Source organism: Pseudomonas sp. 13B_3.2_Bac1 (assembly GCF_025466205.1).
GTDB lineage: Bacteria > Pseudomonadota > Gammaproteobacteria > Pseudomonadales > Pseudomonadaceae > Aquipseudomonas > Aquipseudomonas fluorescens_H.
The window spans coordinates 234,574-258,800 of record NZ_JANLOG010000117.1 but is presented as its reverse complement, the minus strand read 5'-3'; the positions used below and the strand labels follow the sequence as shown (position 1 = coordinate 258,800).

The window sequence follows — 24,227 nt, the reverse complement described above, 5'->3', positions numbered from 1 at the left end:
ACAGGGGGTCTTTGTCTTCAGGGAAAGAGCACAAAAAAAGTGGCCACCGCATTCACGGGGCCACTTTTTTCTACAGCGTATTAATGACCGTACACATCAAAGTCGAAGTACTTGTCCTGGACTTTCTTGTACTCGCCATTGGCGCGAATTTCGGTGATGGCCTTGTTGAATTTCTCGGCCAGTTCGGTATCGCCCTTGCGTACGGCAATCCCGGCACCGCCGCCGAAGTACTTGGCGTCTTCGTAGGTCGGGCCGACGAATTCGAAGCCTTTACCGGCGTCGGTCTTCAGGAAACCGTCGCTGAGGTTGACCGAGTCCGCCAGCATCGCGTCGAGACGGCCGGATTTCATGTCCAGGTTGGCTTCCTGTTGCGAGCCATAGCGCACCACTTCAAACCCGGCGTCCTTGGCCATGTCGGTGGCATAGCGGTCGTGGGTACTGGCGCGCAGCACGCCGACTTTCTTGCCCTTGAGCTCGGTCAGCGGGTCTTTGACACCGGAGCCTTCCTTCATCACGAAGCGCGCCGGGGTGTGGTAGTACTTGATGGTGAAATCGACGTTTTTCTTGCGGTCGTCAGTGATGGTCATCGAGGACAGGATCGCGTCGATCTTCTTCACTTTGAGTGCCGGGATCAGGCCATCGAACTCCTGCTCGACCCACACGCATTTGACGTCCATCTGTTTGCACAGGGCATCGCCGATATCGACGTCGAACCCGGTGAGTTTGCCATCAGCGGTTTTCATCGAGAATGGCGGGTAAGCGGCTTCGATCCCCAGACGAATCGGTTTGGCGTCTTCGGCCACAGCGGTCAGGGACAACATCGACAGTGCCAGGGCACCGAACATCACTAGCTTCTTCATTTATTACTCCTGTGTGCGGAGGCTTTTATTGGCAGCTTTCGATAGAACGTTCGGTCATGGCTTTTTGAAAGCAAAAACCGAAGTGGCCGGCAGTCTATGGCGACGCGCACAGGGCAAATTGTGTTTAAGCGACAAATACTTACAGAAAATCGGCGCCACCGTTGACCGGGATCAACGGTGCGCCGACATGGTGCAAAGGCTGTAGGACAAACCCTCGAAAAGGGTACCTATTACTCATGTAGGAGCTGCCGAAGGCTGCGATCTTTTGCTCTTGTTCTTAAAAAAAGTCAAAAGATCGCAGCCTGCGGCAGCTCCTACAAAAGCATTCAGCATTCGCAGGCGATGGGGGTTTTGGCGGCTTGTTCGACGCTCAGCGAAAAGCCTTCATCCAGCCATCCGGTCACGCCGCCGATCATCTCCTTGACCGGGTAACCCAACGCCGCCAGTTTCACCGCTGCCTTATTGGCGCCGTTGCAGTGCGGGCCGGCGCAATAGACCACGAACAGCGTGTTCTTCGAATACTCCGCCAGACCTTCGCTCGTCAGCAAACGTGTCGGGATATTGATGGCCCCCGGCACATGACCGCGCTCGAACGCCAGCGGCCCGCGCACATCGACCAGCACAAAATCGACTTCGCCGGCCTCCTGGCTGCTGAAGACGTCGGAACAATCGGTCTCGAAGGTCAGACGGTTGCTGAAATGCATCAAGGCAATCGCTGACGGTGCGGCAGGAATTTCGCGAACCAGGCTGGTCATGCTGTTTAGCTCCTACATCTGTTGGGGTGTGAACAGACTTTATCGGGCCAGCACTTGGCGCTACAGTGGCGGGCAAGACACTCACCGGGAATTTTCCGCCAAATGCCAAATTCACCTGGATTGGTCGCGATTCTGGCCTACGACGGCCTCTGTACGTTCGAGTTCGGCATCGCCGTGGAGATTTTCGGCCTGGCCCGGCCTGAGTTCGATTTCCCGTGGTACGAGCATCGCATCGTCGCCGTCGACCAAGGGCCGATGCGCGCCATGGGCGGGATTCAGGTACTGGCCGACGGCGGCCTGGAACTACTGGCACAGGCGCGCACCATTATTATTCCCGGTTGGCGTGACCGTGATGCCGAGGTGCCGCCGGCCCTGATCGACGCCTTGCGACAGGCCTACACCCAAGGTGCGCGGCTGCTGTCGATCTGCTCCGGGGTGTTTGTGCTGGCCGCCAGTGGCTTGCTCGACGGCCGCGGCGCGACCACACACTGGCGCTACACCGATGAACTGGCGCGGCGCTTCCCGGCGATTGCGGTGGATCCGGATGTGCTCTACGTCGACTCCGGCCAGTTGATTACCTCGGCGGGCAGCGCCGCCGGGATCGATGCGTGCCTGCATCTGGTGACACGGGATTTCGGTACCCAGGTCGCCAACGCGGTGGCCCGGCGTCTGGTGATGTCGCCACAACGCACTGGCGGTCAGGCACAGTTCATCCCCACGCCGGTCAGCCCGACGCCACGCAACGACTTGTCGCGGGTGATGCAGTGGGCCCGCGAGCGCCTGCACCAACCACTGGAAGTGCGCGATCTGGCCAGCGAAGCGGCCATGAGCGAGCGCACCTTTCTGCGGCGTTTCACCGAGGCCAGTGGGCAATCGCCCAAGGCGTGGCTGCAACACGAACGACTGGCCCGGGCGCGGGAGCTGCTGGAAAGCACCGTGCACAACACCGAACAGATCGCCGAACGCTGCGGTTATCGCTCGGTGGAAAGTTTTCGCGTGGCGTTTCGCAGCGTGGTCGGGGTGCCGCCGTCGGTGTATCGGGAGCGGTTTGGGCGTGGGGTATCAGCCATTTCCTGATGGTGATCTTGAGGACGCTATCGCGAGCAGGCTCACTCCTACAGGGGTAAGCATTCCAAATGCAGGCCTTCGCCTGCTCGCGATGAGGCCGGATCATTCACCCGAGATTTCCGACTTGCGCAACAGATAGGTATCCATGATCCACCCATGCTCAGCCCGGGCAGCCTTGCGCACCCGCTCGATCTCGGCCGCCACATCCTTGAGCTTGCCACTGATCAGGATTTCATCCGGTGTGCCCAGGTAGGCTCCCCAATAAATCTCTGTCTGCTGATCCGCCACATGGCGGTAGGAATCTTCCGCATCGAGCATCACCACCAGACTGTCGGTGTCGCTGACCTGCCCCGCCGCCAGCCGCCGTCCAGTAGTGATTTCAATTGACCGGCCAATGCTGTTCAACGGCACCTTATGTTGCGCGGCCAGCGCCTGAACACTGGTAATCCCGGGGATCACTTCAAACTCGAAAGCACAGCGGCCCGACGCGAGAATCGCCTGCAGGATACGAACGGTGCTGTCGTACAGCGCCGGGTCGCCCCACACGAGGAATCCGCCGCACTGCTCGTCAGCCAATTCTTCATTGATCAGTCGTTCGAAGGTTTCTTGCTTGGCGCGATTCAGATCATCGACCGCGCGGGTGTAGTCCACGTCGCCGCGCGCGCGCTCGGGGCTGTGGGATTCGACGAAGCGATACGCAGGATCGGTGATGTAACGCGCACAGATATCCCGACGCAGATCGATCAGTTTGTCCTTGCTCTGGCCTTTATCCATCAGAAAGAACACGTCCACCTGATTCAGCGCCTTCACCGCCTGCATCGTGATGTAGTCGGGATTGCCGGCGCCGATGCCGATGACCAGCAGTCGTTTCATCAAAGTGCTCCCGCAAGATCGATACCCGGCAAGCGTAGCCGCCAGATGCCGTTGAAGCGCAGCTCAACCACTGACAGCGGTTCAACATCAACGGCGTTGAACGCGGCGCCCTGCATGACCTGCATCAATGCAGCGCGCACCACGAACGGATGGGTGATGGCGACGATGTGCCCCGGCATTCCTTGCAGGCTGGTCAGCCACCGCGCCACGCGTTCGCCCAATTGCATTACCGACTCGCCACCATGGGGTGCCGCCTGTGGATCACTGATCCACGCCTGCAAGGCATCAGCCTCGTGCACTTGCAGATCCTTGATCGCTTGCCCGTGCCAGCGCCCCCAATCGCAATCACGCAGCGCTGGGTCCACTTGCGGCGCCGCACCGAACCATTCGGCCGTCTGGCGGGTGCGCAACTCCGGCCCGCACAACAAAAGGCTGGCATTAGCGAATTGTGTCGCCAGCGCACCGAGCTTCAAAGGCTGATTTTCAACAGGTTCGTTCGTAGGAAAACGCGCCAATTTCTGTGCGACGGTTCGAGCATGGCAAATCAAAGTCAAACGGCTGGATAGCACAACACTGCACTCGATGAACATCAGGTAAATCGGCGGCGAGCGGCCGGTCTTGCGGCAATTGTGCCGCAAACCGGGCCGTTCAGGGGGCCTTGCAAGCTTGCCGTCCAACACACCTAAATAGAAAAAACGGCAATGTCTGACACACCGATGGGCAATGGACTACAAGGGCCGTCGTCATCCGTGTAGGCCTTATGGCACAGGGGTCTGACGTTATTTAAACGCTGAATCGCTACCGTTAAAAATTCACTAGACATGTAACCTGAGTTACATAAATACTGTTTTAACGGATTATGAAACGAATTCAACACCCCCCCCCTTCATCCAGCAGGAGCCCGGATGCCCCCTCTCAGAGACTTGATCACCGATCCCGGCCTGGAGCTGACGCCGTCTGAGCGCAAAGTGATTCGCGCCCTGCTCGACCAGTATCCACGCAATGGCCTGGGTCCGATGGCGCGTCTGGCCGAGCACGCCGGCGTCAGCGATCCGACCATCGTGCGGCTGGTGAAGAAGCTCGGATTCGGTGGTTACGCCGAGTTTCAGGACGCCCTGCTCAGCGACATGGACCACCGTCTGCGTTCGCCGCGCACCCTGCTGCAGCCGCGTTCGCACCTGAACAAGGACGACGCCTGGGGCCATTATCTGGCCGACAGCCAGCGTCTGCTGGTGGAAACCCAAGCCCTGACGCAACCCGAAGACGTGCGCATTCTGCTCGACTGGCTGCTCGACACCCGGCACCAGATCTACTGCTTCGGCGGGCGCTTCAGCAGCCTGATGGCCAACTATCTGCTCAACCACTTGCGGCTGCTTCGGCCCGGCTGTTTTGCCCTGGAAGACAACGCACAACTGCCCGACCGCCTGTTCGATCTGCAACGCCAGGACGTGGTACTGCTGTTTGATTACCGGCGCTATCAGTCCCAGGCCCTGCGGGTGGCCTCGGCGGCGAAGAACAACAACGCGCGGGTGGTGCTGTTCACCGACATCTATGCCTCGCCGCTGCGTGAACTGGCTGACCTGATCATCAGCGCCCCGGTGGAATCGGCCTCACCGTTCGACACCATGGTGCCGGCGCTGGCCCAGGTCGAGGCGCTGATTGCCTGCCTGACCCTGCGCACCCCCGATCTGGCCGATCGCCTGGAAGGCATCGACGCCCTGCGCAACGACTTCAACACCCACCTGCTGGAGGATAAATAAGGATGTTCAGCCTTCCCCACCGCTCGCCGCGGGACTTGCCGTTTGTCACCGACCACACCGCGTTGCTGCTGGTGGACATGCAGCGTGCCTGGCTCGAACCGCAGTACGACCCGCACCTGAACGGCCCGGAAGCCGAATATTTCCTGACCCGCGCGCACATGCAGGTGGTGCCCAACCAGCGCCGGCTGCTCAGCGCCTTTCGCGAAGCGCGGCAGAACGTGCTGCACACGATTATCGAGAGCCTGACCGCCGACGGTCGCGACCGCTCGCTGGATCACAAGCTGTCAGACATGCACCTGCCCAAGGGCAGCACCCAGGCGCGGATCATCGACGACCTGACGCCAGTGGAAAACGAGATCGTGTTGCCGAAAACCTCGTCCGGGGTGTTCAACTCGACCAACATCGATTACGTCCTGCGCAACCTCGAAACCCGCCACCTGATCATCGCCGGCATCGTCACTGACCAGTGCGTCGACATGGCCGTGCGCGATGCCGCCGACCGTGGCTATCTGGTGACGCTGGTCGAAGACGCCTGCGCCACCTACACCCCGGCGCGGCATGACGCCTGCCTCAACGCGATCAAGGGTTACTGCTGGATCACCGACACACAAACCGTGCTCGGCCGCTTGCAGGAGATGCGCCCATGAGCGAGCGCCTGACGCCGTTGCCGATGACCACCATCGTCACCACCGACCTGATCGGCATCACCCGTGGCCGCTCGTTTCCCACCGATCAACTGGAGCATTATCACGCCGCCGGTTGCGGCTGGGTGCCGGCCAACAGTGCATTGACGCCCCAGGACATCATCGCCTCGACCAACCCATGGGGCGCCTATGGTGATTTGCGGTTGATCCCGGATCTGAGCAGCCGCGTCACCGTCGGCAACGGCCCGGACGCCGCGGCACCAGCGCTGGACTTCATCCACGGCGACATTCGCGAGACCGATGGCCGCCCGTGGAGCGCCTGTCCGCGCACGTTGTTGCGCGATGAAATCGAGCGCTATCGCGACAACCTCGGCTTGCAGGTCAACGCCGCGTTCGAACACGAATTCAACCTGCATGCCGGCTTTGCCGAGCATCTGGCGTTTTCCCTCGAAGCCCAGCGTCAGGGCGCCGAATTCGGCGGCTGGCTGCTCAGCGCCCTGCGCGCCGGCGGTGTCGAGCCAGAGATGTTCCTGCCCGAATACGGCAAGCACCAATACGAAATCACCTGCCGCCCGACGCTCGGTGTGGCAGCGGCGGATCGTGCGGTGAACGTGCGTGAGATCACTCGCGAAATCGCCCGGCAAATGGGCGTCGACGTCAGTTTCGCGCCGAAAACCAAGGCCGACGCGGTGTGCAACGGCGTGCACCTGCACGTCAGCCTGCTCGACCTGCAAGGTCTGCCGCTGCTTTACGACGCCGGCACCAGCAACGGTCTGTCGACCCTCGGCCAGCATTGGGCCGCGGGCATCCTGCATTACCTGCCAGCGCTGTGTGCGTTCACCGCGCCGACGCCGGTATCGTATGAACGCCTGCAGCCGCATCACTGGAGCGCGTCCTATGCGTGTCTGGGACAGCAGAACCGTGAAGCGGCGTTGCGCATTTGTCCGACCGTGAGCCTGGGCGGTAAATCCGTGGCCGCGCAGTACAACCTGGAATTCCGCGCCATGGACGCTACCGCCTCGCCGCATCTGGCGATGGCCGCGCTGCTGATTGCCGGACGCCTGGGCATCGAACAGCGCCTGGCGCTGAACGCGATCACCGACGACATTCCCGATTCACTCAACGACGAGCAACGCAAGGCCCGGGGCATCGTTGCCCTGCCCGCCTCGCTGGCGCAGGCGCTGGATTGCCTGCGTGACAGTGCCGCCTTCAATCAATGGCTGCCCAAGCCGTTGCTCGACACTTACCACGCCCTTAAAACCGAGGAACTGGCGCTGACGGAACAGCTCTCGCCCGCTGACCTGTGTGAGCACTATGCACGCCTGTACTGAATCCGCCGAGCAGGGGTTGTACACCCGCCCGGTCTACAACCTGAGCCGCGAAGATTCATCGTATCCGTTGATCCTGGTGTGTGAGCACGCCAGCCGCTACATCCCCGAGGCCCTGAACAATCTGGGCCTGGACGATGCAGCCGCGCGCGAGCACATCGCCTGGGACATCGGCGCACTACAACTGGCTGAAAAGCTCTCGGAGAGACTCGGCGCGACGCTGTTGAGCGCCAACTATTCACGGCTGCTGATCGACCTCAATCGGCCCCGGCATGCCCCCGACAGCATTCCGGCGCAGAGCGAGATTTATCAGGTGCCCGGCAACCGCGACCTGGACGAAGCCACTCGCGAGTACCGGCGCCAGAGCTTGTTCAAACCGTTTCACGCCCGGCTGCAGACCCTGATCGACCAACGCGTCGCACAAGGCCAAGCGGTACGGGTGGTAGGGATTCACAGTTTTACCCCGGTGTATTACGGCCAGCCGCGGCCGCTGGAAGTCGGCGTGCTGTTCGGTCAGGCCAAAACGTACGCCCAGCGGGTGATCGATGGCCTCGGCCAGCACCCGCTGAAAGTCGCAGGCAACCAGCCGTACCGGATTGATCCGCTGGGTGACATGACCGTGCCGGTGCATGGCGATGCCCGAGGACTGGAATCGGTGTTGATCGAGGTGCGCAACGACCTGCTGCGCACTCCGGAAGCGGTATCGCTGTGGGCCGAACGCCTGGCACCGCTGCTGTAAAGACTGCTGACGCTGTAAACGATGGACCGATATAACAACTAAAAACGTTCGATAGGCTGACAAGGAGTTGCGCTTCATGGAAATAGAACAGTTCGGCTACAAACAGGAGTTGAAACGTAGCCTGACACTGACCGACCTGGTGGTGTACGGGATGATCTTCATGATCCCCATCGCCCCGTTTGGCGTGTATGGCTACGTCAATGCCGAGGCACCCGGGATGGTGCCACTGGCTTATATCATCGGCATGGTCGCGATGCTGTTCACTGCACTGAGCTACGGCAGCATGGCCAAGGCGTTTCCGATCGCCGGTTCGGTATATTCCTACGCGCAACGCGGCCTCAATCAACACGTCGGGTTCATCGCCGGCTGGCTGATGCTGCTCGACTACCTGCTGATTCCGCCGCTGCTGTACGTCTACGCGGCAATGGCCCTCAACCATCTGTACCCGGACATTCCGAAGGTCGGTTTCATTCTGGCGTTCCTGGTCAGCGCGACATTCGTCAACCTGCGCGGCATCACCTTCACCGCACGGATGAACATCATTTTCCTGCTGGCGCAGCTGGTGGTGCTGGGGATCTTCCTGTTCTACGCCTGGAATGCCCTGCACAACGGCGGCGGCAACGGCGAGCTGACCCTGGCGCCGCTGTATCACCCGGAAACATTCAACTTCGCTCTGCTGATGCAGGCCGTGTCGATTGCCGTACTGTCGTTCCTCGGCTTCGATGCAATCTCGACCCTGGCTGAAGAAATCAAGGGTGACCCGGGCAAAAGCGTCGGCCGTGCAGCGCTGATCACCCTGGTGGTGATGGGCGTGATTTTCGTCGCGCAAACCTGGATCGCCACCGATCTGGCCGCCGGCATGGGCTTCAAGTCCGCCGACACCGCGTTCTATGAAATCGCCGAAATCGCGGCCGGCAGTTGGCTGGCAACCCTGACCGGTGTTGCAACCGCGCTGGCCTGGGGCGTTGCGGTGGCGATCACCTCGCAAGCCGCGGTGTCGCGCCTGCTGTTCGGCATGGCTCGGGATGGCAAGTTGCCGAAAGTGCTGGCCAAGGTGCACCCGAAGCACAACACCCCGTACCTGAGCATTTATCTGGTGGCGGTGCTGTCGCTGGTGATCTGCTACCTGTTCATCAACTCGGTGGACACCCTGACCTCGCTGGTCAACTTCGGAGCCCTCAGCGGTTTCATGCTGCTGCACCTGACAGTGATCAACTACTACTGGCGTCGGCAGAAGTCCGGTCAGGTGGTGCGCCATCTGATCTGCCCGGTGATCGGCTTCATCATCGTCGCCGCCATCATGTACAACATGGGCGTCGATGCGCAGAAACTCGGCCTGATCTGGATCGCTCTGGGTCTGGTGTACCTGTTCTTCCTGAACAAACTCGGCGCCAGCACCGCGCTGCCTGACCCGAGCAATGGCTGACAAGAAAAAGAGCGGCGTCTGACAACAAATCAGGCGACCGCCGCTTTAAAGCGTGGCAACCGACAGTGATAGTCAGGTTCGGTGGGGATCACCGGACCCTTTGATACAGGAGTGCATCCATGCTGGTCTTACGCCCAGTCGAGCCAACCGACCTGCCGCAATTGCAGCAACTGGCCCGCGACAGTCTGGTCGGCGTTACGTCGCTGCCGGACGACAGCGAACGCCTGCGCGAAAAAATCGCCGGTTCCTGCGCCTCGTTCGACAGCGACATTCAGGCGCAAGGCCCGGAGAACTACTTCTTCGTCCTGGAAGACCTCGACACTCGGCGGCTGGTCGGCTGCTCGGAGATCCTTGCCACTGCCGGTTTCAACGAACCGTTCTACAGCCTGCGCAACCGCCACTTCACCAGTGCCTCGCGGGAGCTGAACATCGAGCACGGGGTGCCGGCGCTGTCGCTGTGTCACGACCTCAACGACCACACCCTGCTGCGCGGTTTTCACATCGACAACGCGCTGGTGCGCAGCGCCTTTTCCGAATTGCTGTCGCGGGCGCGGCTGCTGTTCATCGCCGCTCACGCACAACGTTTCGCCGATGCGGTGATCACCGAAATCGTCGGCTACAGCGACGAGAACGGTCATTCGCCGTTCTGGGATGCACTGGGCAAGCACTTCTTCGACCTGCCCTACGTCGAGGCCGAGCGCCTGTGCGGTCTGCAAAGTCGCACGTTTCTCGCCGAACTGATGCCGCAGTACCCGATTTATGTGCCGATGCTGCCCCTGGCGGCGCAGGAATGCATCGGCCGGATTCACCCGGATGGCCAAGAAGCGTTCGACATCCTCGAACGTGAAGGCTTTGAAACCAACAGCTACATCGATCTGTTTGATGCGGGTCCAACCCTGTATGCGCGCACCGCGAACATCCGTTCGATCGCCCACAGCCAGACCGCCACCGTGCGCCAGCAAGCGCCGATCGACGCGCGTGGCCGTTATCTGTTGAGCAACGACGCACTGCACGGCTTCCGGGCCATCGTCGCCGAACTGGATTACCAGCCTGAGCAACCGCTGTCGCTGACGCCGGATCTGTGTGCCGCACTGAAGGTCACCGATGGCAGCACGATCAGGCTGATAGCCCTGTGAACCGCCCCCGGCTGCTCACCCAACGACAGTGCCCGAACAGGCGCGTACAAGGAGTTACCGCATGATCGTCCGTCCGGTCAAAGTCAGCGACCTGCCAGCGCTGATGACCCTGGTGCAACAGGCCGGCCCGGGGTTCACCACCCTGCCGGCCAATGAGGATCGCCTCGCCCACCGGGTGCGCTGGGCCCAGCGCGCGTTCGCCGAACAGGTAGAACGCGCCGATGCCGATTATCTGTTCGTGCTCGAAGACGACGACCTGCGTGTGGTCGGCGTCAGCGCCCTGACCGGCGCGGTCGGCCTGCGCGAGCCGTGGTACAACTACCGGGTCGGCCTGACCGTGAGTTCGGCACCGGATCTGGGCATTTCGCGGCAGATCCCTACACTGTTTCTCAACAATGAGCTGACGGGCCAGTCGGAACTGTGTTCGCTGTTCCTGCACCCTGAACACCGCCAAGGCAGCAACGGTCGATTGCTGTCGTTGGGGCGCCTGCTGTTCGTCGCCGAATTCCCGCAGCTGTTTGGCGAGAAGATGATCGCCGAACTGCGCGGCAGTGCCGATGAGCTCGGTTGCTCGCCGTTCTGGGACAGCCTCGGCCGGCACTTTTTCAAGATGGATTTCAGCCACGCCGACCACTTGTCGGGCCTGGGCAACAAGTCGTTCATCGCCGAACTGATGCCGCGCCAGCCGTTGTACACCTGCATGCTCACCGAGCAGGCGCAAGCGGTCATCGGCCAACCGCACCCCAACACCGAACCGGCGCTGAAGATCCTCCGCGCAGAAGGTTTCACGCATAAGGGCTACATCGACATCTTCGACGGCGGCCCGGTGATCGAAGCGCCGATCGGCGGCATTCGTACCGTGCGCGACAGCCTGGCGCTGACTCTGAGCCTTGGCACGCCGGACGAACAGGCCCCCTTATGGCTGATCCACAACCGTCGCCTGGAGAACTGCCGCATCACCGTGGCCGCCGGTCGTCAGGTCGGCAATACCCTGGTGGTCGACCGCCTCACCGCCAAACGCCTCCAGTTGCAACCGGGCAATTCGGTGCGCGCAGTGCTGCTGCCCAGGCAACAGCAACAGGCGGTAGCGGCCTGAACTCGGGCCCTGCCACTGGAAATCCGCTGATTGCAGATGAAACCTTTCAGCCGCTGGAACCATCATCAACGCCTCACTCGCAAATTCGTCATGAACCTTGACCCATTCGCGTGATAGCCTTTTCATTCTTCGGCGTTGACACCTTTGCTCAAGCCGTTCCATTCCTTTGTATTGGTGGAACTCGTATGACCAGGCTTTCCCATCAAGATTTGCGCCGTAACTTCCGTCAATTGCTGGCTTCGGACACCTGCTACCACACCGCCTCGGTGTTCGATCCGATGTCCGCGCGCATTGCCGCAGACCTGGGTTTTGAAGTGGGGATCCTCGGCGGCTCCGTGGCCTCGTTGCAGGTGCTGGGCGCCCCCGACTTTGCCCTGATCACCCTCAGCGAGTTCGCCGAACAGGCCACCCGCATCGGCCGTGTCGCCCAACTGCCGGTGATCGCCGACGCCGACCACGGCTACGGCAACGCCCTTAACGTGATGCGCACCATCGTCGAACTGGAACGCGCCGGCGTCGCCGCCCTGACCATCGAAGACACCCTGCTGCCGGCGCAATTCGGCCGCAAATCCACCGACCTGATCTCGGTCGCCGAAGGCGTCGGCAAGATCCGCGCGGCGCTGGAAGCCCGGGTCGATTCGGAAATGGCGATCATCGCCCGCACCAACGCCGGGATCCTGCCAAATCAGGAAATCATCAGCCGTACCAAGCAATACCAGGCCGCCGGTGCCGATGGCATCTGCATGGTCGGCGTGCAGGACTTCGATCAGCTTGAGCAAATTGCCGAGCACCTGAGCGTCCCGCTGATGCTGGTCACCTACGGCAACCCGGCGCTGCGCGACGACAAGCGCCTGGCTGAACTCGGCGTACGCGTGACCATCGACGGCCATGGCGCCTATTTCGCGGCGATCAAGGCAACGTACGACAGCCTGCGCGAACAGCGGCAGATCTTCACCCAGGCCTCCGACCTGAGCGCCACGGAACTCACGCACACCTACACCCAGCCTGAGGATTACATTCTCTGGGCGAAGGAATACATGAGCGTGAAGGAATGATTGCCCTCTGATCCGAAGAGCCTCGGGCAACTCTAAAGATGGCCGGTAGACGCAATGTCACCGGCCAGTTGCGAGGACAGGCGAATTAATCGCCCTCAACTTCTACCCAGCGATACACACCCACAAACAAACACCAACATTTAACAACAACTACTGAGTTGATATTAACTATCGCCTCCTTATAATCGCAAACCGTTAAACAGCAAAAAGCTTAACACCCGAATATCAAACTTAAATTTATATACCGAGCAATATTCCGCTCAACTCACGACAAGGATTCGTCATGAAAACCGTTACTGCCAATTGGCAAACAACGCCTCTGCTGCGCGCAGAAACCAAAGTCATCAACATGCCAACCAGGTCCGCCCATGCGGCCAACTGCCCGGGCTGGGACGGCCTGCGATTTAACGTCGGCAACCTTCACGAGATCAAGAAACTCCGTACGCTGCCCCCTCAGGCTTAACCCCCGGGGCTGTACCGCAGATGTCAGCGTTCAGGCAACTTCAGCGCTGACATCTGCTGACCAAAACAAAATAACAAACCCTGATTATTGCGCCTGATCAAATATTCGCAAACGTACATTTGACAGCACAAAAACAAAGCGACTTCCCATGATAAAAAACCTGCTCAACCCAGACTTGACGCCTGACCAGCTTATTACCTGCATCAAGACAACAAACATGGGGAACGAAGTAAAGCGTCTGGCCGACCAGTTATCCGAACCTGCAACAGATACCGAGAATTTATCCCGTCACGCCGCGATCATGAAAGCGACGAACATCCACACTGGAACCTTGACGTTATATTGCAACAAAGATGGAAACATCAGCCTTAAGGCACCTGATAACGCACCCGCGCCTGAGCAATTCTATTCCGTACCCGGAAACAGCGTTCTGTTCGCCATCAACGGGCAATCGTATTCCATTCAGCTTTATCGGCTGGACGGTGAATACCTGACTCGCGCAGAGCAGGTGATCGTGGATGCCGAAAATCCGTTGTTCATCGACGGCAGCAAAACGCTGTACGACAGCAATCCCGAAGGAAACGGGCACCCGGCGTTTATCGGCAGCATCAATCTGCCCGATAGAACCGCAGACATCAGTGTGTTCGACCCTCGCTCATTGCGCAAAATCGGCTGGTTCCCTCATGACGACAGCGCCGCGCGCTTTCTGGTGAGTCTTGAATTGCTTGAAGCGGCACAGGACCCCGGAGCCTGCAAAGTGGCCCAGGAGTTGATTTATCACTATCACCCCGCTGTCGCCTGGAAGGCCTTTCAGATGATCAGCAGAACGGATCGACAGACCGCACTGAATTGCGCCCCGCTGTTGAGAAACCTGCAAGACAGTCGCCTGAACCATTTACTCGACCAGTGTGAGGCGGCATGAAACTGCAGACATTTATTGAGCGTATGGCGACTTACGACCTGCAGACGGACAGTTCAAGGATCGTGGAAGATCTGCGTCAACTGGCAACTAACCGCACGTTGTTGAGCGAACACCTCTACACCACGATTCAACAGGACGGTTTCAGTACCAAAAACAGGCTTTACGGGGCCTATGCATTTGTCCTGCACTCCAACGATCTATTTACCGTTCGCCTGGGTTTCTGGTCGCCGGTCACGTCACGGGATGAAAGGGAAACCTTTATCTACGACCTCAACCACAGCCATGACTTCGAACTCTATTGCGTGGGTTACAGCGGTGACGGCTACACCACCGTTTCGCGAGAGATTCTGAATCAGGCGCCGCTGCAGGCTGGCAGAAGGCCCGAATTCGGCGAAGAACGAATCCTTAAACTTATTCCGGGTGAGGTGCTGCACATGCTTCCACTAAAGGAAGTACACAAACAGCTCCCCCCTGAAACGATGTCCGCCTCGCTGAGTTTGCTTATTCATCCTCCGCAGGCAGCCAAAACCGAAGAAGCCTGGTGCTTCGACGACAATCTGGTGCCGACTTATCCCGGCATCGCCCGCCAGGAGACAGCGCTCTATGACAGCCTGCTGTCCCGGCTACAACGTGAGCAGACTTCACTGCTCACTCAATCAGAAAGGAAATCTGTATGAACAAGCAACTCGATAACTGGAACCACACCCCACTGCTGCACGCCGGCGCAAACGTCATCAACACACCGGTTGCAACCGCTGCGGCATCGCCATGTGCAGGCATCATTCCACGTTACAACGTGGGCAACATTCACGAAATCAAGCAGTTCTGGAACATGCCGCAATCCGCTTGATTCTTGCTGGCCCGGCGCACTATGAGGGTCAAGAAGTAGTGCGTCGGCCGGCGTGACGCCATCGCGAGCAGGCTCACTCCTACAGTGGATCTGTGTCGAACACCAATGCTGTGTTCACTGAAGATCCTCTGTGGGAGTGGGCTTGCTCGCGAAAGCGTCAGTTGCAGCACCGTCCAACCGCGGGAGTCAGCGCTTGGCCAGCTCCATGATCATCCGCGACAACAGATAAATCCGTGGCGTCACGCTCGCCACTTCGGCGTATTCCTCCGGCGTATGAATATTGCCGCCGACTATCCCGAAACCATCCAGCGTCGGCGTGCCCACGCCGGCTGACAGGCTGGCATCCGCCGCCCCACCACTGCCCTCCTCGGTCAACTTGCGGCCGATCTCGCCGTAAATCCCCTGGGCCATGGCCATCAAGCGATCCGACTCCGCCGTCTGCGGCATCGGTGGCAACCCGCGCTTGAGGCTGGTGGTCACTTCAGTTTCCGGAATCAGCTTGTCCTGCGACACCCGCGCCAGGTCTTTCTCGATCCGGTCGAATTCTTCCGGCACGGCTGCGCGCACGTCAGCCTTGGCGGTCGCGTGATCCGGGATCACGTTGGTGCGATCTCCGGCCTGGAGCACAGTGAAGTTGATCGTGGTTTTCTTCGCCTCGTCGCCGAGTTTGCCCAACTGCAGAATCTGGTGCGCCGCTTCCATCGCCGCGTTACGCCCCAGTTCCGGTGCGACCCCGGCATGCGCCGCTTTGCCCTTGACCTCGACCAGCGCCGTCGCGCTGCCCTTGCGCCACACCACCAGACCATCGGCCGGCCGCCCCGGTTCGAGGTTGAGGGTCACGTCATGCGCCTTGGCGGTTTTCTTGATCAGGTCGGTGGCGACGTCCGAGCCGGTTTCCTCGCTGGCATCGAGCAGGAAGGTGATTTGCGCGTAGTCCTTGAAGTCGAGATTCTTCAGAATCTTCAAAGCGTAGATCCCGGCGACGATGCCGCCCTTGTCGTCCATCACCCCCGGCCCGTAGGCACGCCCGTCCTTGATGCGGAACGGGCGCTCGGCGGCGGAGCCTTCCTTGAACACCGTGTCCATGTGCGCCATCAGGAGGATTTTCGCTTTGCCGGTGCCTTTGAAAGTGGCCAGCACATGATTGGATTTTTCCGGGGTATTGGGCACCAGCTCGATGGTGGCGCCGAGTTTTTTCAACTCCTCGATGGCGATCTCGCTGACTTGCTTGAGCCCAGGCTCATAGCCGGAACCGGAGTCGATATTGACCAGCCGTTCCAGCAGTTTCAGGGCTTCGGGTTGATACTGTTCGGCGTCGGCCAGCACTTGTTTGTGCGGTTCGGCGAAGGCGCCGGCAGCACTGAAGGCGAGGGACAGGCCGAGGCTGGCGGCCAGCAGGGAGCGGGGGAATGCGAACGTCATGAATCGATCCTTGTTTCGCGTCGGGGGGACTCAAACCGTACCTGACATCGACGCAAGGCTCTATACCGGAAGCGACATCTCTGCGGCCGACACCGAACACTTGTAGGCCTTCGCCTGCTCGCAATAGCGGAGTGTCAGCCGACATCAATGCCGTTGACAGAACGCCTTCGCGAGCAGGCCCGCTCCCACAGGGGACGGCGGTGATAGATCAGACCGAATCGAGCAGCTCCTGCTTCGGCAGATCGTCACTGTTGCAGATCACTCGATTGCGCCCGGTCGCCTTGGCCTCGTACAGCGCCTGATCGGCCTCATTGAGCCAACGGGTTGCGTCGCCATGGCCCGGATCGTAGGCCGCCAGACCAATGCTCAAACTGACCTTGAGCGCCGGATTCTGCTCGTAACCCAGGGTGGCGAAACGCTCGCGCAAGGCTTCCATGGCCTGCGCGGCATTGAACAGCGGCAGGTCGGGCAGGATCACACAGAACTCGTCGCCGCCATAGCGCCCGGCGACATCCGCCGCACGCAGGTTCTGTTTGAGCATCTTGCTCAACTGGCGCAACACGATGTCACCTGCGACGTGGCCATAGGTGTCGTTGATCGCCTTGAAATGGTCGATGTCGATCAACGCAATCGCCGCGCCTTGCTTCTGTCGGCGGCAACGCTGAAATTCGACTTCCAGTTGATCCTTCCAGGCGCCGTGATTGAGCAGCCCGGTTAGGCTGTCAGTGCGACTCAAAGCCAGCAGCTCACGTTTGTGCAGGCCCAGCGTGGAGGCCTGGCGAAAGCAGATCCAGCCCAGCGCCAACGGGTACAGCATCAGCAACGGCAGGCACGCATACAGCTGCAAGGGTGAGGTTTGCGGGATAAACGCCGGGGCGAAAACCACCAGGCCGACGCCGATCCCGAGGATCTGCGCCGCCAGGCCCGCCGCGAGAAAACGCAAACCGCCGATGGCGACATTATTCATCGCCATCATCGAAACGGTGGTGGCGCTGGGCAGCGGATTGAACTGCATGGCGGCGACCCAGAAGCCGCCCATAAAGGCGTCAACCAACAGATTGCGGTGTTCCGCATGGTAAGGAACGCTGGCACGACGGGCCCATTGAAACGCCAGGTGCGGCCAGAGCAAGCCATTGAACAGCATCAACGCCCAGACCCACAGCGGCGGGTCGAGCGGGTACATCGCCGCGCTCACGCACAACAGCCCCAGCACCAGCCCGAGGGTTCGCGATGTATAAAGCCTCCTGGCCAATGAAAGTCCCTTTCCCCCCTTGTTTCGCATAAGGGCCTCGAGCACTCAACGGAACCTGCGAACACCGTCAGACGGATGTGCTGGAAGTCTAACAGGCAGCCGTTAAATAGCCATCACCGGCCAGCCCGCTCCCACAATGCAAATTTTTAGCTATACCTGAAAGGACGAAAACGGAAAAACGACTATAAGAAGGAGGCCCATGCAGACCTACCGAGTGTTGATCATCGGCAGCGGATTTGGCGGCCAATGTGCGGCGGTCAACTTGCTCAAGGCCGGGATCGACGATTTTCGCCTGCTGGAACGTCGGGATTTCTTCGGCGGCACCTGGTGCCAGAACACCTACCCCGGCGCGGCGGTGGATGTGCCATCGCCGCTCTACTCATTGTCGTTTGCACCATTTCCCTGGACGCAGATGTTCGCCGCCCAGGCCGAATTGCATCGCTACACCGAACACGTCATCGAGCGCTTCGGTCTGCGCGAACGCGTGGAGCTGCAAACCAACGTCGAACGCATCGAATGGGACGACGCCGAAAAGCGCTGGGCGGTGCACACCAGCCAAGGGATTTTCTACGCGCAGTTCGTAATCAACGCCTCCGGGCCGTTGAGCCAACCGGTGATCCCACCCTTCCCCGGCCTGGATCGCTTTCAGGGCAAGACGTTTCATACAAACAATTGGGATCACAGCTACGACTACAAGGGTAAACGCGTGGCCATCGTCGGCAGCGGCGCCAGTGCCGCGCAGGTCATTCCGGCGATAGCCCTTGAGGTCGAGCAACTGCACGTGTTCCAGCGCACGCCACATTGGGTGCTGCCGCGCGCCGATCGCCGCTTCGGTCGTTTCCAGCGCTGGCTGCTGGGGGTGAAACCGGCCTACAAGCTGCTGCGCTGGCTACTCTACTGGCAATTCGAAACCCGGGTCATCGCCTTCAAATACTCAAAACCTGCGATTCATTTGGTCCAGCGCCAGGCCCTGCGTTTTCTCAAGCAACAGGTGCCGGACCCGGTATTGCGCGCAAAACTCACCCCGGACTTCACCATCGGTTGCAAGCGCATCCTGCTTTCCAGCACCTATTATCCGGCGCTGACCCGGCCCAACGTCACACTGCACAGCCGCGAGCAAGGCATCGCCGCGCTAGACGAAACCGGCATCCTGACCCAGGACGGTCAACACATCGACGTCGACCTGATTGTCTGGTCCACCGGCTACGACGCCACCGACGGCGTGGTCTCCTATCCGGTGACCGGCAGGCACGGCGTGCAACTCAAGGATGTCTGGGCGCAGTACCCGCGCGCCTACCTGGGCACCAGCCTGCCGGACTTTCCCAACCTGTTTATCGTCACCGGGCCCAACACCGGCATCGGGCATACCTCGGCGCTGTTCATCATCGAAGCGCAGATGAACTACATCCTCGACTGCATCCACACCTTGCAGTCAAAAGGCCTGCACAGCATCGAAGTGCGCCCCGAGGCGGAACGTACCTACACTGCAATGATCCACCGTGAGATGGAACGCACGGTATGGAAGTCCGGTGGCTGTCACAGTTGGTATCAGAGCAAGAGCGGTCATGTGATCGCGATATTTCCGGGCTTCAGTTTCAGCTACTACCGGTTGACCCGGGCGCTGAAACCGGCTGACCACATTCTGTCCTGAACACGTAAAAGGAAGACGTCGATGCTTGTGCTGTTTGTCGCTCTCGCGGTTTTCGTGGCCTGGAGCTGGTTGAGTTACCCGGCGGTCGGGCATTGGCTGTATGACCTGAGCACGGCGCTCGAGGCCAAGTTGTACAAGTTGCACAAAATCGAGGTGCCGATTGCCGAAATGACGGTGTCGACCTGGCAAGGTGGCCCCTATGAAGCGGCCAGCGCGATCCTGATGCTGCACGGCTACAGCGCCGAGAAAAATCTGTGGCTGCGCTTCGCCAGGCACTTTGTCCGCCAGTACCGGGTGATCATCCCGGACCTCGCCGGCCACGGTGAAACCGGGTTCAAGGCCGGTGGCGGCTACGACATTCCGCTGCAGGCCAAGCGCATGATCCAGCTGCTCGACGTCTGCGGCGTGGAGAAGGTCCACGTGATCGGCAACTCGATGGGCGGCTACATCGCGGCGTGGCTGGCAGCGACCTACCCGGAGCGGATCGCCTCGGTGGCGCTGATCGACCCGGCCGGCGTCACCGCGCCGGAAGCCAGCGACATGGAGCGCCATCTGGCTCGTGGGCATAACCCGTTCCTGATCAATTCGAGGGAAGAGTTCCGGCAGTTTTATGCCATGACCATGGCCTCGCCGCCATGGGTGCCCGGGCTGGTACTGGACGCCATCGCCCAACGTTACCAACGTCAGCGTGATGAACTGGAAGAGATCTTCCGCGACTTTCGTGCCAGCCCGCCGATGGAGCCGAAACTGGCCGAGATCAAATGCCCGGCTTTGCTGTTGTGGGGCCGCAAGGATCGCTTGATCGACGTCAGCAGCGTGCCGGTGTGGAGCAAGGGTATCGCCAATCTGCGGGTCGAAGTGTGGGACGGCGTCGGGCACATGCCGATGGTCGAACAGCCGGGGAATACTGCGCGGTTGTATCGGGAGTTTCTGGGCAATCAGCGATGACAGCCACCACAGTCCTTGTGGCGAGGGCGCTTGCTCCCGCTGGGGCGCGAAGCGGCCCTGATCCAGCGAAAGCGACTTGCCTGCCTCGACACGGCACCAATCTCAGGTCTGCTGCGCAGCCCAGCGGGAGCAAGCTCCCTCGCCACAAAAAACCGTCCCGGCGACAAAGATTCGGAAGGTCGGAATGAACATTCTCTACGACGAACGCCTCGATGGCCCGCTACCGGAGGTGAACAAGGCTGAACTGCTGAAAACCCTGCAGCACGCCGTTCCGGACCTCGACATTCTCTGGCGCGAAGACGAACTCAAGCCGTACGAGTGCGACGGCCTCTCGGCCTACCGCACCACGCCAATGCTGGTGGCCCTGCCCCGGCGACTCGATCAGGTGCAGGCCCTGCTCAAGCTCTGTCATCAACACAACGTGCCGGTGGTTGCCCGTGGCGCCGGCACCGGGTTGTCGGGCGGCGCGCTGCCGCTGGAAAAAGGCCTGCTGCTGGTGATGGCGCGGTTCAACAACATCCTGCACATCGACCCGGCGGCCCGCACCGCGCGGGTTCAACCCGGGGTGCGCAATCTGGCGATTTCTCAGGCAGCCGCGCCGTTCGGCCTGTATTACGCGCCGGACCCGTCTTCGCAGATTGCCTGCTCGATCGGCGGCAACGTCGCGGAAAACGCCGGTGGCGTGCATTGCCTCAAATACGGTCTGACCGTGCACAACCTGCTGAAAATCGAAGTGCTGACCATCGAAGGCGAACGCCTGACGCTGGGCAGCGACGCCCTCGATTCGCCGGGTTTCGATTTGCTGGCGCTGTTCACCGGTTCCGAGGGATTGCTGGGGATCATCACCGAAGTGACGGTCAAACTGCTGCCCAGACCGCAGGTCGCCAAAGTGCTGCTGGCCAGTTTCGACTCGGTGGAAAAGGCTGGCCGTGCCGTGGCTGACATCATCGCCGCGGGGATCATTCCCGGTGGCCTGGAGATGATGGACAACCTCGCCATCCGCGCCGCCGAAGACTTCATCCACGCCGGTTACCCGGTCGATGCCGAGGCAATCCTGTTGTGCGAACTCGATGGCGTCGAAGCCGATGTCCACGACGATTGCCTGCGGGTCCGCGAGGTCATGACCCGGGCCGGTGCCAGCGAAGTGCGTCAGGCCCGCGATGAAGCCGAGCGCGTGCGCTTCTGGGCCGGGCGCAAAAACGCTTTTCCGGCGATCGGTCGCTTGTCGCCGGACTACTACTGCATGGACGGCACCATCCCGCGCCGCGAGTTGCCCGGCGTGCTGCAAGGCATCGCCCGCCTTGGCGCCGAATACGGCTTGCGCGTGGCCAACGTGTTCCATGCCGGCGACGGCAACATGCACCCATTGATCCTGTTCGACGCCAACCAACCGGGCGAACTGCATCGCGCTGAAGCGCTGGGCGGGAAGATTCTCGAACTGTGCGTGCAGGTCGGCGGCAGCATCACCGGCGAACACGGGGTCGGCCGCGAGAAAATCAATCAGATGTGCGCGCAGTTCAACAGCGCTGAACTGACGCTGTTCCACGCGGTAAAAGCCGCGTTCGACCCGCAAGGCCTGCTCAATCCCGGCAAGAACATCCCGACCCTGCATCGCTGCGCGGAATTCGGCGCCATGCACATTCATGCCGGGCAACTGCCATTCCCCGAACTGGAGCGCTTCTGATGGCTGATTTCGACGCCAGCGGCGCGCTGCTCGATCAGGTCAACGCGGCCCGGGCCAACGCCACGCCGTTGAAGATTCAGGGCGGCAACAGCAAGGCGTTTCTCGGTCGCGAAGTGGCCGGTGAAGTGCTCGACGTTCGCACGCATCGCGGCATCGTGCGCTATGAACCGACGGAGCTGGTGGTCAGCGTGCGCGCCGGTACGCCGTTACGCGAATTGCTGGCGGCGCTCGACGCGGCCGGGCAGATGTTGCCGTGCGAGCCGCCGGCCTTCGGCGACAGCGCCACGGTGGGCGGGATGATTGCCTGCGGTTTATCCGGGCCACGGCGGCCATGGTCAGGTTCGGTGCGCGATTTTGTTCTCGGCACTCGGGTCATCACCGGGCTCGGCCAACACCTGCGCTTCGGTGGCGAGGTGATGAAAAACGTCGCCGGCTACGACCTCTCGCGCCTGTTGACCGGCAGTTTCGGCTGCCTCGGCGTGCTCACCGAAGTGTCGCTGAAAGTCCTGCCGAAACCGCGCCAGTGCCTGAGCATCCGCCTCGACCTCGATTGCGCCCGGGCGCTGGCGCGGCTTGCCGAGTGGGGCCAGCAACCGTTGCCGATCAGCGGCGCCTGTCATGACGGGCAAAGCCTGTATCTGCGCCTTGAGGGTGGCGAAGGCTCGGTAACCGCTGCGCATCAACGCCTCGGCGGCGAACCGCTGGACTCGGCTTTCTGGCGCGACTTGAACGAGCAACGCCTGGACTTTTTCGACGAAGGCCTGCCGCTCTGGCGCCTGTCACTGCCGAACAATCTCGGGCCGCAGGACTTGCCCGGCCAGCAGTTGATCGACTGGGCCGGTGCGCAACGCTGGCTGAAATCCGATCACGAACACATCCAGATCCTCGCCCAGGAACTCGGCGGGCACGCCACCTGCTTCACTCATGGCGCCAGCGACACACCGTTCCAGCCGCTGCCGCGCACGCTGATGCGTTATCACCGGCAACTCAAGGCGCAACTCGACCCGCAAGGGCTGTTCAACCCCGGCCGGATGTACGCGGAGTTTTAGCCATGCAAACCACCCTCAGCGAACAGTCCCGACGCCTGCCGCGCGCCGCCGAGGCAGAAAAGATCCTCCGCACCTGCGTGCATTGCGGGTTTTGCAACGCCACCTGTCCGACCTACCAGTTGCTCGGCGATGAACTCGACGGGCCGCGCGGACGCATCTATCTGATCAAGCAAGTGCTCGAAGGCGCAGCGGCCACCGCGCAGACGCAGTTGCATCTGGATCGCTGCCTATCGTGCCGCAACTGCGAAACCACCTGCCCTTCCGGTGTCGACTATCACAACCTGCTGGATATCGGGCGGGCGGTGGTCGATCAAGCGGTGCTGCGCTCAGCCGCCCAGCGCTTGTTGCGCGAGGGCTTGCGCGCACTGGCGCCGAATCCCGGCGTGTTCAAGGGCTTGCTGCGGGTCGGCACGACGTTCCGGCCTTTGCTGCCGCGCCTGTTCGAAAGCAAATTGCCGCAGCGCTCGTCAGCATCCGGCTCACGCCCTGCTCCGCGCCATGCGCGGCGGGTGCTGTTGCTCGAAGGCTGCGTGCAACCGGGCCTGTCGCCGAACACCAACGACGCGACAGCGCGGGTGCTCGATCGACTGGGGATCAGCGTCACCCCGGTGGCCGAGGCCGGTTGCTGTGGCGCACTGGACTATCACCTCGACGCCCAGGCCAAAGGCCTCGATCGCGCGCGGCAGAACATCGATGCCTGGTGGCCGCACCTGGAAAACGGCGCCGAAGCCATCGTGCAGACGGCCAGCGGTTGCGGCGCCTTCATCAAGGATTACGGGCATTTGCTGGCGCAGGATCCGCGCTACGCCGACAAGGCGCGGCAGATCAGCGAACGGACACTGGATCTGGTGCAGATGCTCGCGCAGGAACCTCTGGAGACAGTGTGCGCCGCCAGCCAACGCCGGATCGCCGTGCATTGCCCCTGCACTCTGCAACATGCGCTGAAACTCGGCGGCGCGGTGGAGACACTGTTGACCCGGCTGGGCTTCAACCTCACGGCGGTGCCGGACGGGCATTTGTGCTGCGGTTCGGCCGGCACCTATTCGCTGACGCAACCGACCCTTGCCCGGCAACTGCGCGACAACCGCCTCAACGCCTTGGAGAGCGATCGCCCGGACCTGATCGTCACCTCCAACATCGGTTGCCAGAATCATCTGGCCGGCGCCGGGCGCACCCAGGTTTTGCACTGGATCGAACTGGTGGATCAGTCGTTGGCAGAATGAAGTTCGTAGGATTCTTCGTTTGC

24 protein-coding genes are annotated in these 24,227 nt (G+C 61.0%); 18 read left to right on the top strand and 6 right to left on the bottom strand.

Annotated features, from left to right (window positions below; all coding sequences use genetic code 11):
* Window positions 1–80: 80 nt before the first annotated feature.
* Together NTD85_RS20465 and NTD85_RS20460 are read right to left on the bottom strand one after the other, a co-directional pair.
* Complete coding sequence (locus tag NTD85_RS20465; protein ID WP_003226194.1) at window positions 81–860, bottom strand: ABC transporter substrate-binding protein; 780 nt, start codon at window positions 858–860, stop codon at window positions 81–83.
* A 326-nt stretch (window positions 861–1,186) separates the two neighbouring features.
* Window positions 1,187–1,615, bottom strand: a complete 429-nt coding sequence (locus NTD85_RS20460; protein WP_262143057.1) for a rhodanese-like domain-containing protein — start codon at window positions 1,613–1,615, stop codon at window positions 1,187–1,189.
* Window positions 1,616–1,717: 102 nt separating this feature from the next.
* Between NTD85_RS20460 and ftrA the strand changes: the two genes are divergently transcribed.
* Window positions 1,718–2,692: a transcriptional regulator FtrA gene (ftrA, locus tag NTD85_RS20455; protein ID WP_262143056.1), complete on the top strand. Its 975-nt coding sequence runs from the start codon at window positions 1,718–1,720 to the stop codon at window positions 2,690–2,692.
* A 93-nt stretch (window positions 2,693–2,785) separates the two neighbouring features.
* Here ftrA and cobF read toward each other — a convergent pair whose 3' ends face one another.
* A complete protein-coding gene (gene cobF, locus NTD85_RS20450; RefSeq protein WP_262143055.1) occupies window positions 2,786–3,556 on the bottom strand; it encodes a precorrin-6A synthase (deacetylating) in 771 nt (256 codons plus the stop codon).
* A complete protein-coding gene (locus NTD85_RS20445) occupies window positions 3,556–4,146 on the bottom strand; it encodes a histidine phosphatase family protein (protein WP_262143061.1) in 591 nt (196 codons plus the stop codon). The genes cobF and NTD85_RS20445 overlap by 1 nt, the downstream gene beginning before the upstream one ends.
* Window positions 4,147–4,461: 315 nt before the next feature.
* Here NTD85_RS20445 and NTD85_RS20440 point away from each other — a divergent pair, with 315 nt between their 5' ends.
* From NTD85_RS20440 to NTD85_RS20385, 12 genes are all read left to right on the top strand, one after another.
* Window positions 4,462–5,316: a MurR/RpiR family transcriptional regulator gene (locus NTD85_RS20440; protein ID WP_045122540.1), complete on the top strand. Its 855-nt coding sequence runs from the start codon at window positions 4,462–4,464 to the stop codon at window positions 5,314–5,316.
* A 2-nt stretch (window positions 5,317–5,318) separates the two neighbouring features.
* Window positions 5,319–5,963 carry an isochorismatase family cysteine hydrolase gene (locus NTD85_RS20435; RefSeq protein WP_003226202.1) on the top strand — a complete coding sequence of 215 codons (645 nt, stop codon included), beginning with the start codon at window positions 5,319–5,321 and terminating at the stop codon, window positions 5,961–5,963.
* A complete protein-coding gene (locus NTD85_RS20430) occupies window positions 5,960–7,291 on the top strand; it encodes a glutamine synthetase (RefSeq protein ID WP_103521477.1) in 1,332 nt (443 codons plus the stop codon). Before NTD85_RS20435 ends, NTD85_RS20430 begins: the two co-directional genes overlap by 4 nt.
* Window positions 7,275–8,027 carry an N-formylglutamate amidohydrolase gene (locus tag NTD85_RS20425; protein WP_003226206.1) on the top strand — a complete coding sequence of 251 codons (753 nt, stop codon included), beginning with the start codon at window positions 7,275–7,277 and terminating at the stop codon, window positions 8,025–8,027. The genes NTD85_RS20430 and NTD85_RS20425 overlap by 17 nt, the downstream gene beginning before the upstream one ends.
* Before the next feature lie 76 nt (window positions 8,028–8,103).
* The gene (locus NTD85_RS20420) at window positions 8,104–9,453 is read left to right on the top strand and encodes an APC family permease (protein WP_103485096.1); all 1,350 of its coding nucleotides are present in this window, start codon (window positions 8,104–8,106) and stop codon (window positions 9,451–9,453) included.
* Window positions 9,454–9,572: 119 nt separating this feature from the next.
* Window positions 9,573–10,589 carry an arginine N-succinyltransferase gene (locus NTD85_RS20415; protein WP_262143054.1) on the top strand — a complete coding sequence of 339 codons (1,017 nt, stop codon included), beginning with the start codon at window positions 9,573–9,575 and terminating at the stop codon, window positions 10,587–10,589.
* Between the two features lie 61 nt (window positions 10,590–10,650).
* Window positions 10,651–11,685, top strand: a complete 1,035-nt coding sequence (gene astA, locus NTD85_RS20410) for an arginine N-succinyltransferase (protein WP_262143053.1) — start codon at window positions 10,651–10,653, stop codon at window positions 11,683–11,685.
* 185 nt (window positions 11,686–11,870) lie between these two features.
* Entirely contained in the window at window positions 11,871–12,740 is an 870-nt protein-coding gene (locus tag NTD85_RS20405; protein ID WP_003226214.1) for an oxaloacetate decarboxylase, read from the top strand.
* A gap of 283 nt (window positions 12,741–13,023) precedes the next feature.
* Window positions 13,024–13,203, top strand: coding sequence for a hypothetical protein (locus tag NTD85_RS20400; RefSeq protein ID WP_262143052.1), 180 nt, complete (start codon window positions 13,024–13,026; stop codon window positions 13,201–13,203).
* 148 nt (window positions 13,204–13,351) lie between these two features.
* Complete coding sequence (locus NTD85_RS20395) at window positions 13,352–14,125, top strand: hypothetical protein (protein WP_201137208.1); 774 nt, start codon at window positions 13,352–13,354, stop codon at window positions 14,123–14,125.
* Window positions 14,122–14,802 carry a transposase gene (locus NTD85_RS20390; protein ID WP_262143051.1) on the top strand — a complete coding sequence of 227 codons (681 nt, stop codon included), beginning with the start codon at window positions 14,122–14,124 and terminating at the stop codon, window positions 14,800–14,802. Before NTD85_RS20395 ends, NTD85_RS20390 begins: the two co-directional genes overlap by 4 nt.
* Window positions 14,799–14,975 (top strand): hypothetical protein, encoded by a 177-nt coding sequence (locus tag NTD85_RS20385; RefSeq protein WP_003226222.1) that lies wholly within the window; start codon window positions 14,799–14,801, stop codon window positions 14,973–14,975. The genes NTD85_RS20390 and NTD85_RS20385 overlap by 4 nt, the downstream gene beginning before the upstream one ends.
* 186 nt (window positions 14,976–15,161) lie before the next feature.
* On the opposite strand, the gene NTD85_RS20380 is transcribed toward NTD85_RS20385, so the two are convergent.
* Together NTD85_RS20380 and NTD85_RS20375 are read right to left on the bottom strand one after the other, a co-directional pair.
* On the bottom strand, window positions 15,162–16,397 hold the full coding sequence (locus NTD85_RS20380; RefSeq protein WP_262143050.1) for a M20/M25/M40 family metallo-hydrolase: 1,236 nt from the start codon (window positions 16,395–16,397) through the stop codon (window positions 15,162–15,164).
* 208 nt (window positions 16,398–16,605) lie between these two features.
* Window positions 16,606–17,679, bottom strand: a complete 1,074-nt coding sequence (locus NTD85_RS20375; RefSeq protein WP_103485090.1) for a diguanylate cyclase — start codon at window positions 17,677–17,679, stop codon at window positions 16,606–16,608.
* A 169-nt stretch (window positions 17,680–17,848) separates the two neighbouring features.
* Between NTD85_RS20375 and NTD85_RS20370 the strand changes: the two genes are divergently transcribed.
* The 5 genes from NTD85_RS20370 to glcF all read left to right on the top strand — a co-directional run bounded on the left by NTD85_RS20370 (window position 17,849) and on the right by glcF (window position 24,204).
* Window positions 17,849–19,300 carry a flavin-containing monooxygenase gene (locus tag NTD85_RS20370; protein WP_262143049.1) on the top strand — a complete coding sequence of 484 codons (1,452 nt, stop codon included), beginning with the start codon at window positions 17,849–17,851 and terminating at the stop codon, window positions 19,298–19,300.
* A gap of 21 nt (window positions 19,301–19,321) precedes the next feature.
* Window positions 19,322–20,248, top strand: coding sequence for an alpha/beta fold hydrolase (locus NTD85_RS20365; RefSeq protein WP_262143048.1), 927 nt, complete (start codon window positions 19,322–19,324; stop codon window positions 20,246–20,248).
* A 184-nt stretch (window positions 20,249–20,432) separates the two neighbouring features.
* The gene (gene glcD / locus NTD85_RS20360; RefSeq protein WP_262143047.1) at window positions 20,433–21,932 is read left to right on the top strand and encodes a glycolate oxidase subunit GlcD; all 1,500 of its coding nucleotides are present in this window, start codon (window positions 20,433–20,435) and stop codon (window positions 21,930–21,932) included.
* Window positions 21,932–22,981, top strand: coding sequence for a glycolate oxidase subunit GlcE (glcE, locus tag NTD85_RS20355; RefSeq protein ID WP_262143046.1), 1,050 nt, complete (start codon window positions 21,932–21,934; stop codon window positions 22,979–22,981). The genes glcD and glcE overlap by 1 nt, the downstream gene beginning before the upstream one ends.
* Before the next feature lie 2 nt (window positions 22,982–22,983).
* The gene (gene glcF, locus NTD85_RS20350) at window positions 22,984–24,204 is read left to right on the top strand and encodes a glycolate oxidase subunit GlcF (protein WP_262143045.1); all 1,221 of its coding nucleotides are present in this window, start codon (window positions 22,984–22,986) and stop codon (window positions 24,202–24,204) included.
* Window positions 24,205–24,227 lie beyond the last annotated feature (23 nt).

Coding starts and splice junctions, on each gene's coding strand:
- cobF (WP_262143055.1), bottom strand. CDS start 3,556: ATGAAACGACTGCTGGTCATCGGCATCGGCGCCGGCAATCCCGACTAC.
- NTD85_RS20405 (WP_003226214.1), top strand. CDS start 11,871: ATGACCAGGCTTTCCCATCAAGATTTGCGCCGTAACTTCCGTCAATTG.
- ftrA (WP_262143056.1), top strand. CDS start 1,718: ATGCCAAATTCACCTGGATTGGTCGCGATTCTGGCCTACGACGGCCTC.
- NTD85_RS20465 (WP_003226194.1), bottom strand. CDS start 860: ATGAAGAAGCTAGTGATGTTCGGTGCCCTGGCACTGTCGATGTTGTCC.
- NTD85_RS20440 (WP_045122540.1), top strand. CDS start 4,462: ATGCCCCCTCTCAGAGACTTGATCACCGATCCCGGCCTGGAGCTGACG.
- NTD85_RS20400 (WP_262143052.1), top strand. CDS start 13,024: ATGAAAACCGTTACTGCCAATTGGCAAACAACGCCTCTGCTGCGCGCA.
- NTD85_RS20415 (WP_262143054.1), top strand. CDS start 9,573: ATGCTGGTCTTACGCCCAGTCGAGCCAACCGACCTGCCGCAATTGCAG.
- NTD85_RS20365 (WP_262143048.1), top strand. CDS start 19,322: ATGCTTGTGCTGTTTGTCGCTCTCGCGGTTTTCGTGGCCTGGAGCTGG.
- glcE (WP_262143046.1), top strand. CDS start 21,932: ATGGCTGATTTCGACGCCAGCGGCGCGCTGCTCGATCAGGTCAACGCG.
- NTD85_RS20370 (WP_262143049.1), top strand. CDS start 17,849: ATGCAGACCTACCGAGTGTTGATCATCGGCAGCGGATTTGGCGGCCAA.
- NTD85_RS20430 (WP_103521477.1), top strand. CDS start 5,960: ATGAGCGAGCGCCTGACGCCGTTGCCGATGACCACCATCGTCACCACC.
- NTD85_RS20390 (WP_262143051.1), top strand. CDS start 14,122: ATGAAACTGCAGACATTTATTGAGCGTATGGCGACTTACGACCTGCAG.
- glcF (WP_262143045.1), top strand. CDS start 22,984: ATGCAAACCACCCTCAGCGAACAGTCCCGACGCCTGCCGCGCGCCGCC.
- NTD85_RS20395 (WP_201137208.1), top strand. CDS start 13,352: ATGATAAAAAACCTGCTCAACCCAGACTTGACGCCTGACCAGCTTATT.
- astA (WP_262143053.1), top strand. CDS start 10,651: ATGATCGTCCGTCCGGTCAAAGTCAGCGACCTGCCAGCGCTGATGACC.
- NTD85_RS20425 (WP_003226206.1), top strand. CDS start 7,275: ATGCACGCCTGTACTGAATCCGCCGAGCAGGGGTTGTACACCCGCCCG.
- NTD85_RS20375 (WP_103485090.1), bottom strand. CDS start 17,679: ATGCGAAACAAGGGGGGAAAGGGACTTTCATTGGCCAGGAGGCTTTAT.
- NTD85_RS20380 (WP_262143050.1), bottom strand. CDS start 16,397: ATGACGTTCGCATTCCCCCGCTCCCTGCTGGCCGCCAGCCTCGGCCTG.
- NTD85_RS20435 (WP_003226202.1), top strand. CDS start 5,319: ATGTTCAGCCTTCCCCACCGCTCGCCGCGGGACTTGCCGTTTGTCACC.
- NTD85_RS20385 (WP_003226222.1), top strand. CDS start 14,799: ATGAACAAGCAACTCGATAACTGGAACCACACCCCACTGCTGCACGCC.
- NTD85_RS20460 (WP_262143057.1), bottom strand. CDS start 1,615: ATGACCAGCCTGGTTCGCGAAATTCCTGCCGCACCGTCAGCGATTGCC.
- NTD85_RS20420 (WP_103485096.1), top strand. CDS start 8,104: ATGGAAATAGAACAGTTCGGCTACAAACAGGAGTTGAAACGTAGCCTG.
- glcD (WP_262143047.1), top strand. CDS start 20,433: ATGAACATTCTCTACGACGAACGCCTCGATGGCCCGCTACCGGAGGTG.
- NTD85_RS20445 (WP_262143061.1), bottom strand. CDS start 4,146: ATGTTCATCGAGTGCAGTGTTGTGCTATCCAGCCGTTTGACTTTGATT.